The sequence below is a fragment of the Flavobacterium sp. UBA4854 genome (genome assembly GCF_002399805.1).
Taxonomy (GTDB): Bacteria; Bacteroidota; Bacteroidia; order Flavobacteriales; family Flavobacteriaceae; genus Flavobacterium; species Flavobacterium ginsengisoli.
The window spans coordinates 2,066-14,751 of sequence record NZ_DHEI01000124.1 but is presented as its reverse complement, the minus strand read 5'-3'; the positions used below and the strand labels follow the sequence as shown (position 1 = coordinate 14,751).

The 12,686-nt window shown below is 33.1% G+C and carries 14 protein-coding genes; 6 read left to right on the top strand and 8 right to left on the bottom strand.

Annotated elements, in window-relative coordinates; translation table 11 throughout:
- Window positions 1-3 precede the first annotated feature (3 nt).
- The 5 genes from B3J44_RS18270 to B3J44_RS18250 all read right to left on the bottom strand — a co-directional run bounded on the left by B3J44_RS18270 (window position 4) and on the right by B3J44_RS18250 (window position 5,448).
- Window positions 4-1,197: a glutamate-5-semialdehyde dehydrogenase gene (locus B3J44_RS18270; protein ID WP_286970222.1), complete on the bottom strand. Its 1,194-nt coding sequence runs from the start codon at window positions 1,195-1,197 to the stop codon at window positions 4-6.
- Window positions 1,198-1,282: 85 nt separating this feature from the next.
- Window positions 1,283-2,422, bottom strand: coding sequence for an aspartate aminotransferase family protein (locus B3J44_RS18265; RefSeq protein WP_286970221.1), 1,140 nt, complete (start codon window positions 2,420-2,422; stop codon window positions 1,283-1,285).
- A 159-nt stretch (window positions 2,423-2,581) separates the two neighbouring features.
- A complete protein-coding gene (argC, locus tag B3J44_RS18260) occupies window positions 2,582-3,559 on the bottom strand; it encodes an N-acetyl-gamma-glutamyl-phosphate reductase (protein ID WP_286970219.1) in 978 nt (325 codons plus the stop codon).
- Entirely contained in the window at window positions 3,552-4,745 is a 1,194-nt protein-coding gene (locus tag B3J44_RS18255) for an argininosuccinate synthase (protein ID WP_286970218.1), read from the bottom strand. Before B3J44_RS18255 ends, argC begins: the two co-directional genes overlap by 8 nt.
- A gap of 55 nt (window positions 4,746-4,800) precedes the next feature.
- The gene (locus tag B3J44_RS18250; RefSeq protein ID WP_286970217.1) at window positions 4,801-5,448 is read right to left on the bottom strand and encodes a GNAT family N-acetyltransferase; all 648 of its coding nucleotides are present in this window, start codon (window positions 5,446-5,448) and stop codon (window positions 4,801-4,803) included.
- A 201-nt stretch (window positions 5,449-5,649) separates the two neighbouring features.
- Here B3J44_RS18250 and B3J44_RS18245 point away from each other — a divergent pair, with 201 nt between their 5' ends.
- Window positions 5,650-5,913: a hypothetical protein gene (locus B3J44_RS18245; protein ID WP_286970215.1), complete on the top strand. Its 264-nt coding sequence runs from the start codon at window positions 5,650-5,652 to the stop codon at window positions 5,911-5,913.
- A gap of 2 nt (window positions 5,914-5,915) precedes the next feature.
- On the opposite strand, the gene B3J44_RS18240 is transcribed toward B3J44_RS18245, so the two are convergent.
- Window positions 5,916-8,186: a M1 family metallopeptidase gene (locus B3J44_RS18240; protein ID WP_286970212.1), complete on the bottom strand. Its 2,271-nt coding sequence runs from the start codon at window positions 8,184-8,186 to the stop codon at window positions 5,916-5,918.
- Between the two features lie 185 nt (window positions 8,187-8,371).
- On the opposite strand from B3J44_RS18240, the gene B3J44_RS18235 reads away from it, so the two are divergent.
- The 3 genes from B3J44_RS18235 to B3J44_RS18225 all read left to right on the top strand — a co-directional run bounded on the left by B3J44_RS18235 (window position 8,372) and on the right by B3J44_RS18225 (window position 10,442).
- Window positions 8,372-9,223: an aldose 1-epimerase family protein gene (locus tag B3J44_RS18235; protein ID WP_286970210.1), complete on the top strand. Its 852-nt coding sequence runs from the start codon at window positions 8,372-8,374 to the stop codon at window positions 9,221-9,223.
- 8 nt (window positions 9,224-9,231) lie between these two features.
- Entirely contained in the window at window positions 9,232-9,780 is a 549-nt protein-coding gene (locus B3J44_RS18230) for a GNAT family N-acetyltransferase (protein WP_286970209.1), read from the top strand.
- 107 nt (window positions 9,781-9,887) lie between these two features.
- Complete coding sequence (locus B3J44_RS18225) at window positions 9,888-10,442, top strand: DUF3575 domain-containing protein (RefSeq protein ID WP_286970207.1); 555 nt, start codon at window positions 9,888-9,890, stop codon at window positions 10,440-10,442.
- A 3-nt stretch (window positions 10,443-10,445) separates the two neighbouring features.
- On the opposite strand, the gene B3J44_RS18220 is transcribed toward B3J44_RS18225, so the two are convergent.
- Both B3J44_RS18220 and B3J44_RS18215 read right to left on the bottom strand, forming a co-directional pair.
- A complete protein-coding gene (locus B3J44_RS18220; protein ID WP_286970190.1) occupies window positions 10,446-10,670 on the bottom strand; it encodes a VF530 family protein in 225 nt (74 codons plus the stop codon).
- A gap of 111 nt (window positions 10,671-10,781) precedes the next feature.
- A complete protein-coding gene (locus B3J44_RS18215) occupies window positions 10,782-11,438 on the bottom strand; it encodes a hypothetical protein (RefSeq protein ID WP_286970188.1) in 657 nt (218 codons plus the stop codon).
- A 140-nt stretch (window positions 11,439-11,578) separates the two neighbouring features.
- Here B3J44_RS18215 and smpB point away from each other — a divergent pair, with 140 nt between their 5' ends.
- Together smpB and B3J44_RS18205 are read left to right on the top strand one after the other, a co-directional pair.
- On the top strand, window positions 11,579-12,034 hold the full coding sequence (gene smpB, locus B3J44_RS18210) for an SsrA-binding protein SmpB (protein ID WP_095927676.1): 456 nt from the start codon (window positions 11,579-11,581) through the stop codon (window positions 12,032-12,034).
- An 80-nt stretch (window positions 12,035-12,114) separates the two neighbouring features.
- Window positions 12,115-12,686 (top strand): hypothetical protein (locus B3J44_RS18205; RefSeq protein ID WP_286970185.1); only part of this gene is annotated, 572 nt, incomplete at its 3' end.

Genomic DNA, 12,686 nt, shown 5'->3' with positions numbered 1-12,686 from the left:
CAATTATCTAATCTGTCCTTCTCCGTAAACGTACCATTTGTTTGTTACGAGATGTTGAAGGCCGATTGGACCACGTTGATGCAATTTATCGGTGCTTATTGCTAATTCTCCGCCAAGACCAAATTGTCCACCGTCTGTGAAACGGGTTGATGCATTTTGGTAAACCGCTGCTGCATCTATTGATTCCATAAACTGCTGTGCAACATCATTATCTCTGGTAATAATTGCTGCAGAATGACCTCCGCAGTACTTATTAATCATATCAATGGCATGTTCCTGAGAATCGATGGTTCCAATTACGATTTTATAATCTAGAAACTCTTCATACCAAATATCTTCGTTTTCGATTGTTTTGGTATTTTCAAAATTCTCTAAAGATTTATCTACAATCACCTCAACTTTTGCTTCTATTAATGCCTCTATTAACATTGCAACAAAACCTTCAAAATTTGGCAGTTTAGAATCGATTAGAACTTTATCCAAAGCATTACAAGCTGATATTTTAGCTGTTTTAGCATTTAAAATTACTTTTAAAGCCAAATCTGTATCTGCCTTTTCATGAACGTAAACAAAATTATTTCCTCGTCCGCTTACGATTACGGGACAAGTTGCGTGTGCTTTTACAAACTCAATTAGTTTTTCTCCGCCTCTTGGAACAATTAAATCAACTTTTTGAGTTGGTTTTTCTAAAAATGCCTGAGTTTCTGTTCGGTTATAATTCAGATATTCCACCCAGTCTTTTGAAACTCCATTTTCTTCTAGAGCTTTGTGCCAAAGACTTACGATTTTCAAATTTGATTTTAAAGACTCTTTCCCTCCTTTCAATAAAATCTTATTTCCGGATTTAAAGGCAATTCCTCCCGCTTCTATTGTAACATCCGGGCGAGATTCGTAAATAATTAAAATCGTTCCAAAAGCGGCAGTTTTGTTGACCACTTTTATTCCATTATCATGAGTAAAATGAAAACGCTCAACGCCAACGGGATCTTCCTGAGAAGCTAATTGGTTGAGTGATAAAATCATTTCGTCAACTTTATTATCATCTACTTTTAAGCGCTCCTCCATCGCTAAATCTGAGCCGTCATAATCCGCTAAATCTTCCTGATTGGTTAGGATTATCTCATTCCGCTCCTGTTCGACCAGCTTTGCCATAGACCGCAAAACCGCATTGCGTGTTTCAATTGATAATGGTTTCATTTTTTTGGTTTAATTGGTTAATCGCTAATTCGTTTAATCGATTAACCAGTTAAACGATTAAACGAATTAACAGTTATAGGCAAACTTAGTTTTTAAGTTCTTCTAAACTTTCTTTTAAAGCTTTTACAAACGTATCGATATCTACTTTTTTCACAGTTAAAGGCGGTAAAATTCTTAATAGATTTTTATTGTTTGCACTTCCTGTAAAAATGTGTTTTTCGATGATTAATTTCTTTCTTAAAGCTGCTACATCAAAATCAAATTCCACTCCAAGCATTAATCCTTTTCCTTTTACTTGTTTGATTCCGTCAACTTCTTTGATTTTTTCTAAGAAATATGCATAAACTTCATTTACATTTTTCTGTAAATCCAGTTTTTCGATTACATCTAAAACTGCAATTCCTGCTGCACAAGACAAGTGGCTTCCGCCGAAAGTAGTTCCTAATAATCCGAAACTTGCTTCGAATTTTGGAGAAATCAAAATAGCTCCAACTGGAAAACCATTCCCCATTCCTTTTGCAACTGAAATAATATCAGCGTTGATTCCGTGATGTTGGAAAGCGAAGAATTTTCCACTTCTTCCGTATCCTGACTGCACTTCATCTAAAATCAAAACAACATCGTGTTTTTTACATGCTTTTTCTAAAGCCTGGAAAAACTCAGTTGTTCCTTGATCTAAACCTCCAACGCCTTGAATTCCTTCAATAATTACTGCTGTAACATCTCCTTTAGCTAATTCAGCTTCAACTAATTCAATTTGATTTAAAGGTAAAAAAGTAACTACTTGTTGTGCATTAATTGGTGCAACAATTTTTTTATTATCTGTAACCGCAACCGCTGCAGAAGTTCTTCCGTGGAAAGAATTATCAAAAGCCACAACTCTTGATTTTCCGTTGTGGAAAGAAGCTAGTTTTAAAGCATTTTCATTTGCTTCGGCACCAGAACTGCATAAAAACAATTCGTAATCTTCAAGACCTGAAAGTTTTCCTAATTTCTGAGCCAATTCAACCTGCAAAGGATTCTGAATAGCATTCGAATAAAATCCTAAATTATCTATCTGATTCTTCAGTTTTGCTACATAATCCGGTTGTGTGTGTCCGATAGAAATTACACCATGTCCGCTGTATAAATCTAAATATTCTACTCCTTTGTCGTCAATAATTGTACAATCTATTGCTTTTACTGGAGTTATGTCGTATAATGGGTAAACGTTGAATAAGTTCATTTTTGTTTTGTTTATTTTGTTTCAGGTTTCATGTTTCAAGTTACTCACTGAACGTGAAAACTAAAACTTCAAACCTTAAAACTAGTTATGTTTCTTCGTATCTATTTCGAGTCACACACAGAACGTGAAACCTGAAACTTGAAACTTGAAACTAAAAAATTAAAATCCGCTTGGTTTCAAATGTAAACCTGTGGTTTCTTCTAAACCGAACATTAAATTCATGTTTTGAATCGCTTGTCCTGAAGCACCTTTGGTTAAGTTATCTATAATTGATGTTATGAGAACCCGGTTTCCTTTTTTCAATAAACTAATGATACATTTATTCGTCTGTACCACTTGTTTCATGTTGATGTTTGTTGTGGTAACAGTTACGAAAGGTTGATCTTTATAGAACTCTTCGTATTTAGAAACCAATTGCTCCAAACTATCATCACATAATGTATAAAGCGTTGCAAAAATTCCTCTTGGAAAATCTCCCCTATTCGGAATAAAAAGCAATTCGCTATCAAAATCATCCTGCAACTGAACTAAACTTTCTCCAATTTCACCTAAATGCTGGTGCTCAAAAGCTTTATAATGCGACATATTATTATTTCTCCAACTAAAATGAGAAGTTTCTGAAAGACTTACTCCTGCTCCTGTACTTCCGGTAGTGGCATTGATATGAACATCATTATTTAACAAATTATGTTCTGCTAAAGGCAATAAAGCCAATTGAATAGCAGTTGCAAAACAACCTGGATTCGCGATATAATTTGCTTTTTTGATTTCCGCTTTATTAATTTCAGGCAATCCGTAAACAAAATCTTTTCCTTCGAAATGGGCATCTTTATTCAGCCTGAAATCATTTCCTAAATCAATGATTTTGGTATGACTCGCAAACTGATTTTCTTTCAAAAATGAAATTGATTTTCCGTGACCTAAGCACAAGAAAACAACATTCACATTCGGATTGATTTCAGCTGTGAAATTCATTTCAATATCGCCCATCAAATCGTTGTGCGCTACAGAAAGTGGTTTTCCAGCATTGGTTGTACTGTAAACAAAATCGATGTTTACTTTTGGATGATACATTAAAATTCTGATGAGTTCTCCAGCCGTGTAGCCCGAACCACCAATAATTCCGACATTAATCATGATCTAATTTGTTTACAGATGAGAATATGTTTTGTGCATTTCCTAAAATCTTGATAAATCCTTTTGCATCGTCAGATGTCCAAGCATTGTTCATTTCTCCGTATTGACCAAAACCTGTATTCATCAAATCGTTTTTAGATTCAATTCCGTCAAGTGAGAAATGATATGGTTTTAATGAAACTGTAACCGTTCCATTTACTGTTTTTTGTGTGTCTTGCAAGAAAGTTTCAATATTTCTCATAACAGGATCTAAGAACTGACCTTCGTGGAACAACATTCCATACCAGTTTCCTAATTGCTCTTTCCAATATTGTTGCCATTTTCCAAGAGTGTGTTTCTCTAATAAATGGTGTGCTTTTATGATAATTAACGGAGCTGCAGCTTCAAAACCAACTCTTCCCTTAATTCCGATAATTGTATCTCCAACGTGAATATCTCTACCAATTGCATAAGCACTTGCCAGTTTTTCAAGAGCCACAATATTGTTTGATGGTTTATCTGTTTTTCCGTTTAAACCAACTAATTCTCCTTGTTCAAAATGAAGTGTTACTTTTTCTTCTCCTTCTTTTTGTAATTGTGAAGGATACGCTTCACTTGGCAATGGCTGACTTGAAGTTAAAGTTTCTTTTCCTCCAACACTTGTTCCCCAAAGTCCTTTATTGATAGAATATTGTGCTTTTTCCCAAGAATAGTGAACTCCGTTTTGAGCCAAATAATCCACTTCTTCTTGTCTTGATAATTTTAAATCTCTAATTGGAGTAATGATTTCGATTTCTGGAGCAATAGTTTGGAAAATCAAATCGAAACGGATTTGGTCGTTTCCTGCACCAGTACTTCCGTGAGCGATTGCAGTTGCTCCTACTTTTTTAGCGTATTTAATTGCTTCAATTGCTTGAAAAACACGCTCTGCACTTACTGATAATGGATATGTATTATTTTTTAATACATTTCCGAAAATCAGATATTTTATAGCTTTATCGTAATATTTGTCTAAAATTGTTAAGTTGGCATGCTGTGCGCTTCCTAACTCATAAGCTCTTTTTTCAATAGCTGTTAATTCTTCAGCAGAAAATCCTCCTGTGTCAACAAGAACAGTGTGAACTTCGTATCCTTTTTCATTTTTTAAATATTTCAAACAATACGAGGTATCTAATCCTCCGCTATAAGCTAATACTACTTTTTTCATTTTTTATAATTTTGGCTAATACTTTCGTATTTAGCAGTTTGAGATTTCTTTTTGATTAAATTTTGAATAAAAAAATAAATGACAATATTTTGTTTAAGAATAAAGCCTGTTTGATTTTTTTAAGTCTGCTCAAAACAGCCTCATTAAAAGGATGTCTCGGCGGTGTTTTTTGTTTTTCTTTTGGGTCGTATAACATTCCTGTACAAAGGCACATTTTGTTTTCTTTGCTTTGTAAAATCGGGAAGTTAGTACAGGTTTTACAACCCGCCCAAAAACTTGGATCGGTTGTTAATTCTGAGAAAGGAACTGGTTTATATCCAAGTTCAGAGTTAATTTTCATAACTGCCAAACCAGTTGTAATACCAAAGATTTTAGCATCTGGAAATCTTTTCAAAGAATAATCAAAAACTTTCGATTTTATCTTTTTTGCCAAACCATGACTTCTATAATCTGGATGCACAATTAATCCAGAATGAGCAACAAATTTTCCGTGCTGCCAGCTTTCTATGTAACAAAAACCAGCAAACTTTCCATCAGCCAAAGCAATCATTGCATCACCGTTTGCCATTTTTTTCTGAATGTACTCAGGAGTTCTTTTAGCAATCCCCGTACCTCTTAACAAGGCAGATGATTCTATCGTATCGCAAATTTCTTGTGCGAATTTGAAGTGTTCTTCCTGGGTAACAACAATAGAGATCTTCATTTCAATAATTGAAGTTAGAGTTAAAAATTAAAGCATATTGATTCGCTTGAAATCCAGAATTGAATCCAATAAAATTAAGCATAAAAGAAGTAACATTCTCAAAATCAAAACATTGATTAAGAAAATTCACAAAATAATAAATACTTTTAGGATGTGTTTGTCCAATGGACAAATTATGTGATTTCAAAATGAAAAATGGATATGAATAAATATACGGCTATAAAACTCAGTGAACACTATAGAGATAGTGTCCGTACTTCGGGAGAAGTAATCGGTGAGTTTGTCCGTGACAAAGAAGTTATATGTAAACTTATTTTATTCATCGGTGCAAAAGTACATTATTTTTTTATTTCCAAAACAAAAAATTTAAATTCTAACATTTTTTTTACGTTTTGTGAATATACAGAAAAACAAAACCCGATAATTATTTCTAATTATCGGGTTTTAAATACTTTACAAAAGTAAAATTACTTTTTCGTAAACTGCATAACTTGACCGTTTCCTAAGATCGTCATGTCGAAACCAGTTTTAGCTTCGTTAAATTTAAATTTTAATCCAGCTCTAGGCGATTCAAAAGTATCTTTTTCATTTGGAACAGGATCTAAAGAAAAATTCGGATAATTTGGAAGTTCAGCTGTTAAAACACTATTTCTGTCAACCAAATTAATCGTTAAAGGAGATTTAGCCGTAACATAATTACCTAAATAACCATCTATAATAATCGCTTTTTCTACTTTACCCGTTCCTGCAGTCCAAACATTATTAGATTCATTATTATCAGGAAAAACATGATCAGGATCCAAAATAATACTTTCAATTTCTTCTGTAGAATTATGTTTAAATGACCAGCTGTTATTACGTTGCCAAATTTCTACTGGTAGATTAACTCTCGTCACTTTTCCGCTTTTTGTTTTCACATCTAAAACAATTGGCATTGGCATTTTATCAAAATTCTCAACTGTAATAATCACTCCTTTTGAAGGGTCATTTTTTACATATTTAATTGAATTGATTCCTTGATCGAATCTCCAATTATTTACATACCAGCTTCTCCAGAACCAGCTTAAATCTTCACCAGCAACATTTTCCATCGTTCTAAAGAAATCATCAGGTTGAGGATGTTTATAAGCCCAACGCTCAATATAAGTTCTAAAAGCAGTATCGAAACGTTCTTTTCCTAAAACTTGCTCTCTTAAAAGAACAAGACCAGCACTTGGCTTAAAATAACACAACATGCCAATATTCTTTTCTTTCATGTTATCAGGAGAACTCATGATAGTCTCTAAATCTGGACGCGTGAAAGATTCTGCTTCTTGGTGTAAATCTGTTGGCTGCTCTTTGTACTCACCGTTATTAAATGCAGCAGTACTTAGTGAATTAATAAATGTATTGAATCCTTCGTCCATCCAAGCAAATAATCTTTCATTTGAACCCACAATCATTGGAAACCAGATATGTCCAAATTCGTGATCTGTAACTCCCCAAAGATCTTGTCCTTTAGATTTCCATCCGCAGAAAACAATTCCAGGATATTCCATTCCTCCTTCATTTCCAGCTACGTTTGTAGCTGCTGGATAAGGATATTCAAACCATTGTTTAGAATAGTGCTCAATTGAAGCTTTTACATATTCTGTAGAACGGCCATAAGCACCTTGCCCATCGCTTTCAACAGGATAAGCAGATAATGCTAAAGATTTTTTACCGCTTGGAAGGTTAATTTTTGCACCATCCAAAATGAACGCAGGAGATGATGCCCAAGAAAAATCACGTGCATTTTTAATTTTATAATGCCATGTTTTTTCAGTTCCTGAATTATTGTTTGCTGTTGCATTAACCTCATCAGCAGTACGAATCATAACTGTTTTGTCGCTATTAGCCGCATCTTTATATCTTTTTAATTGTTCGGCAGAAAACACTTCCTGACCGTTCAACAATTCTCCTGAAGCTACAACATAGTGATTTGCAGGTACAGTAAGTTTTACATCAAAATCACCATATTCTAAATAAAACTCAGAAGCGCCTAAATACGGAGCAGTATTCCAACCTCTCACATCATCATACACGCACATACGTGGGTACCATTGTGCAATTGTGAAGATTTTTCCATTTTTGGTTTCTAAAACCCCCATTCTATCAGATCCTTCGAAAGGCGCGATGAAAGAGAATTCGATCTTAATTTTTACAGAACCTCCTTTTGCAGCTAATTCCTGAGGAAGAAAAACCTGCATTCTTGTATCTGTAACTATGTATTTAGCAATTGTCTCTGTTTTAGTTTTTCCTCCAGAAATCACTTTTACAGATTTAATTTTGTTTCCGCCATCAAAAACTTGTCCTTGCGCTCCGTTACGGCTTCCTGTCAAAGGCACAACAGCGTTTCCTCTAGAATCGTCTTTAAATAAGTTTTGATCTAAATTCAGCCAAAGAAATCCCAGTTTTTCGGGACTATTATTCGTATAAGTAATTTCATCTGTACCTACAATCTCGTTTGTAGTTGCATTTAATTTTGCCGTAATCTGATAATCGGCTCTGTTCTGCCAATATTCTGCTCCCGGTTGACCGCTAGCAGTACGAGTTGTCGTACCATTTTTTGTATAAAAATGAGGACCAAAGGCATCATGATAACTATAATTGTTTACCGGATTTGTTGTTGTCGCCTGCGTAGTTTGCTGCGCCCAAACTGAAGAAATCCCAAAAAATAAAGCCGCGGTTAAAATGGCTTTTGCAGATTGCTTTTTCATATTTTTTAGCTGTTTATGTAGCAAATTAATGAAAAAAAAAGCTATTCACAGAGAAATTTTAAAACATAAATTTAATTTTAGCAAAATTTTATCAATAAAATAATTTAAGCCTTTTTCTTAAAAAACTAGATTTTATAAAATATATTTACATCTCTAGAAAAATCATTCATTTTATATTCAACATTGTGACTACAACTATTTCAAATTCAATATTAAAAGCTTCGATCAATCATGCTGGAGCGGAATTATTCTCTATAAAGGACAAACAAGACAATGAATATATCTGGGAAGGCAATCCTGATTTTTGGGGTAAACACTCCCCTGTTCTTTTTCCAATTGTGGGAACTTTAAAAAACAATACTTATAAAATCAACGGAAAAGAATATCATTTGCCTCGTCATGGCTTTGCAAGAGATATGGAATTTTCTTTAATTGAAAAAACTGAAAACAAAGCTATTTTCTCTCTTAAATCTTCCGAAGAAACATTAGAAAAATATCCTTTTGAATTTGAATTACAGCTTATTTACACACTTAAGGAAAGCACATTAGAACTAGAATACAAAGTAATCAATTACGGCAAAGAAAAAATGCCTTTTTCGATTGGTGCACATCCTGCAATTGCACTTCCAAACAATTTTGAAGGTTATGCTTTTCAATTCGAAAAAGAAGAAAACTTAAAATACTATCTTCTTGAAAACGATTTGATTTCATCTAAAACTAAAGTTTTAGAAACAAAAAACAATTTAGTTGCTTTAAATTATGAGCTGTTTAAAAATGATGCTTTGATATTTAAAACTTTAGAATCAAAATCGCTAACTATTTTGAATAATTCAAAACCTTATGTAAAAGTTGATTATAAAGATTTTCCAAGCTTAGGAATCTGGACAAAAGAAAATGCACCATTTATCTGTATTGAACCTTGGTTAGGCTATTCTGATACCGAGGAAAACACAGGTGATTTATACCAAAAAGAAGGAATTTTGACATTGGATACAAATAAAGATTTCAGTGCAAAATTTAGTATTACCATATTATAATAAACAAAATGTTAGATTTTAACTTTACGCCATTTCCAATAATAGAAACTGAGCGTATAATTCTAGACAGAATTACCGACAAAGATGTAGAAGAAGTTTTTAAACTGCGTTCTAATCCTGAAACCATGAAATATATTCCGAGACCTTTAGTAAAAAATCACGAAGATGCCTTGGAACATATCCAAATGATTAATGAAAAAATTGAAAGCAATATTGGAATAAATTGGGGGATCAGACTTAAAGACGATCCTAAATTATTAGGAATTATTGGCTATTACAGAATACAACCCGAAAATTACCGAGCTGAAATAGGTTATATGCTTTCACCAGATCATCATGGAAAAGGAATTATGCCAGAAGCCGTTAATCGACTTATAAAATATGGATTTGAAGATCTAAAACTCCACTCAATAGAAGCTGTTATTGATCCAGAAAATTATGCGTCTGAAAAGGTCTTACAAAAATGTGGTTTTGTTAAAGAAGCTCATTTAAAAGAGTCAGAATTTTGGGAAGGAAAATTTCTTGACAAGGTAATTTACTCATTACTAGAAAAGTAGAATTTATTCTTGTTAAAATAATCTTACACACAATAGTTATAAAGCATTATACGTTATATTTGCGCTCGAAATTAGCTACAATAGCTATTTTGAATTCCAAAAACTTTATGAAAAAAATACCTGCCCTACTTGTTCTTTTAGTCAGCATTCAATTACAAAGCCAGACATTTGTAAAATTTAACGGAGCAACTGCATTACTTGCAATTCCAAATATTGGTATAGAAACCAGTATCGGAGAAAAAACCACTTTTAGCGCCGATGTAATGGCTTCTTTCTGGGAATCATTCAACGGAAATAACCCAATGAAATTTGTCACCGTGACCCCAGAAATCCGTTATCATTTTAAAGAAAAATATAATGGTTTTTATGCTGGAGCACATATTGGAGCTGATAAATACGAATTGCAAAAATGGAATTATTGGGATACTAATAAGTACGAAGATGGTTTCGGTTATAGAATTGGAGCTACAGTTGGTTACAATTTAAAACTAAGTGATAAATTTTTACTTGACTTTTTTGTTGGCGGTGGATGGCACCAAGGATTTTATAAAGGATACTATAACGACGGAACTCCCGGAAGATACGAAAAAGCACCGAATTACAACAAGAGTGGAGAATGGCTTCCGTACCGCGGAGGTGTAATGATTTCTTACAAATTATAAAACTCAGCTTAATTTAGGAAGTGTTTTAATGTAAAGTTCTTCTACTTTTTTACGAGCCCAATCTGTTTTTCTTAAAAAAGTAAGACTTGATTTCACACTCGGATTTGAGGTAAAGCATTTAACAGGAATTAATTCTCCTAAAGTATCAAAACCATAATAATTTACCAGAGTTTCGACAATTTTTTGAAGTGTAATTCCGTGTAATGGATCTTTAGATTGGTTTTGCATTTTTATACTTTTTTTTTTAAATAATATCAAAAGACCGTACTTTTCAGTACGGTCTTCTTTTTTTGCAAAATTACTAAAATAGAATTTTACGTTAATCAAATAAAGAATAAATTAGAATATGAATTTAAATCCTACAGAAATTGGAGATGTCAAGTTTGGATTACTTCCACCTAATGCTGTATTGTAGTAAGAATCAACATTCGCTACATGAGCTAATCCAAAATTTGTGACAGTTGTTTTCTCTCCATTCTCTGGTTTTAAAGTTGTAGAAGTAAAGTTTGCTAAATCATAAGAAAACTCAACAGAGAAATTCTTAGTAACAAAATAATCAAAACCTCCTGATACAGATAAACCAATTTGATTTACCTTTAAGTCACTTTCCTTTTCTTTACCAGTAATGACCGGTATTGCTGCCTGTCCGAAGAAATACAACGAACCAGCTACATTCCAATATTTTCTAACTAAAGGCTGGAAAACAAATAAATCTGTTTTGGCAAGTGTTTTAACATCTGGACTCCCATTTTGATATCCATCAGATTTAATATTGATATAACCAATTCCTGCTCCAACTGCAACAGATGGAGTAACAAATGTTCCAACTATTGGTAATACCGATATACTTGTCCCTTTAACATCTCCACTTTTAGTTTGCTGGTAACCAAATTGAGAAGTAGCAAACCAAGCTCCTTTTAATCCTTGAGACGAATCTTGAGCTTTAGCTGTTAGACCGATTAATACCATACTCACTAGTGTAACAATCTTTTTCATTTTATTTTGTTTTTTAAATTACAGGACAAACTTATTGTTAAGCTTTTGCCTTCGAACTGATTTAAATCATAGATTAAAAAAAATCTTTAATTATCTTTAACCGCTACAATTTCTTTCGATTTTGTCTTACATTTGCAACCATGATAAAATCAGTTAACATACTTAACAAAAGAGCCAGATTCGATTACGAGATAATCGATACTTATACTGCTGGAATTGTTTTGGCAGGAACAGAAATTAAATCTATACGTCTAGGAAAAGCAAATATTACCGAAAGCTTCTGCGAGTTCAGCGGGATGGAACTTTTTGCTATTAATACATATATTGAAGAATATTCTTTTGGAAATCAATTCAATCATAAATCGAGAAGCGAAAGAAAATTACTTTTAAATAAAAAAGAATTAAAGACACTTCATAAAAGCGTACAAGCAAAAGGACTAACTATTATTCCTTTGAAACTATTTACAAATGAAAAAGGATTAGCCAAATTGCAGATTGGCCTTTGCAAAGGAAAGAAGAACTACGACAAGCGTGAATCTCTAAAAGAGCAAGATACTAAACGAGACTTAGACCGTATTAAAAAAGCTTATAATTAAAAGAAATTTAATTTCCTTATAATGACCTTTTTATAATATTTTATCGTTATTTTTATTACAAAATAATTTAACTGTAAAATATGAAAAAGTACTTCGTTTTGTTTTTCGCTATTTTGGCATTTTCAAGTTGTGGCAGTAATACTTCTATTGTAAACAGCTGGAGAGATCCTGATGTAACCATCACTCAGGAACATTTCAAGAAAGTTTTAGTTGTAGCTTTGGTCAAGGACGAAGCTTCGAGACGAATTACAGAAAATAGAATTGCAGCAAGCAATCCAATATTTAAGACTTCTTACCAATACTTAGATGCAACTTCACAATTGTCACAAGAACAGAAACTAAAGGTTTTACAAGATGAAGGTTTTGATGGCGTAATCAGTATGCGATTAGTCAGCAAAGAAAAAGAAGTTAATTATGTTCCTGGCACTTACACTGGAATGTATTATGGTGGATTTGACGGAATGTACACAGGAATGTATGGTTATGGATTTGGGAATTGGTACGGAATGTACTCGCCTAATTTCTACGACCCTGGATATTATCAAGAAACTACATCTTATATGGTAGAAACCAATGTATTTTCGTTAAAACAAAACAAGCTAATCTGGACAGGAACAACAGAATCTCAATATGTTACCGATTTAGGACAAAC

What these genes read in the sequence shown, in the direction of transcription:
- argC (WP_286970219.1), bottom strand. Translation starts at nt 3,559, where the DNA reads ATGATTAATGTCGGAATTATTGGTGGTTCGGGCTACACGGCTGGAGAA.
- B3J44_RS18245 (WP_286970215.1), top strand. Translation starts at nt 5,650, where the DNA reads ATGAATAAATATACGGCTATAAAACTCAGTGAACACTATAGAGATAGT.
- B3J44_RS18255 (WP_286970218.1), bottom strand. Translation starts at nt 4,745, where the DNA reads ATGAAAAAAGTAGTATTAGCTTATAGCGGAGGATTAGATACCTCGTAT.
- B3J44_RS18240 (WP_286970212.1), bottom strand. Translation starts at nt 8,186, where the DNA reads ATGAAAAAGCAATCTGCAAAAGCCATTTTAACCGCGGCTTTATTTTTT.
- B3J44_RS18265 (WP_286970221.1), bottom strand. Translation starts at nt 2,422, where the DNA reads ATGAACTTATTCAACGTTTACCCATTATACGACATAACTCCAGTAAAA.
- smpB (WP_095927676.1), top strand. Translation starts at nt 11,579, where the DNA reads ATGATAAAATCAGTTAACATACTTAACAAAAGAGCCAGATTCGATTAC.
- B3J44_RS18225 (WP_286970207.1), top strand. Translation starts at nt 9,888, where the DNA reads ATGAAAAAAATACCTGCCCTACTTGTTCTTTTAGTCAGCATTCAATTA.
- B3J44_RS18215 (WP_286970188.1), bottom strand. Translation starts at nt 11,438, where the DNA reads ATGAAAAAGATTGTTACACTAGTGAGTATGGTATTAATCGGTCTAACA.
- B3J44_RS18220 (WP_286970190.1), bottom strand. Translation starts at nt 10,670, where the DNA reads ATGCAAAACCAATCTAAAGATCCATTACACGGAATTACACTTCAAAAA.
- B3J44_RS18230 (WP_286970209.1), top strand. Translation starts at nt 9,232, where the DNA reads ATGTTAGATTTTAACTTTACGCCATTTCCAATAATAGAAACTGAGCGT.
- B3J44_RS18250 (WP_286970217.1), bottom strand. Translation starts at nt 5,448, where the DNA reads ATGAAGATCTCTATTGTTGTTACCCAGGAAGAACACTTCAAATTCGCA.
- B3J44_RS18270 (WP_286970222.1), bottom strand. Translation starts at nt 1,197, where the DNA reads ATGAAACCATTATCAATTGAAACACGCAATGCGGTTTTGCGGTCTATG.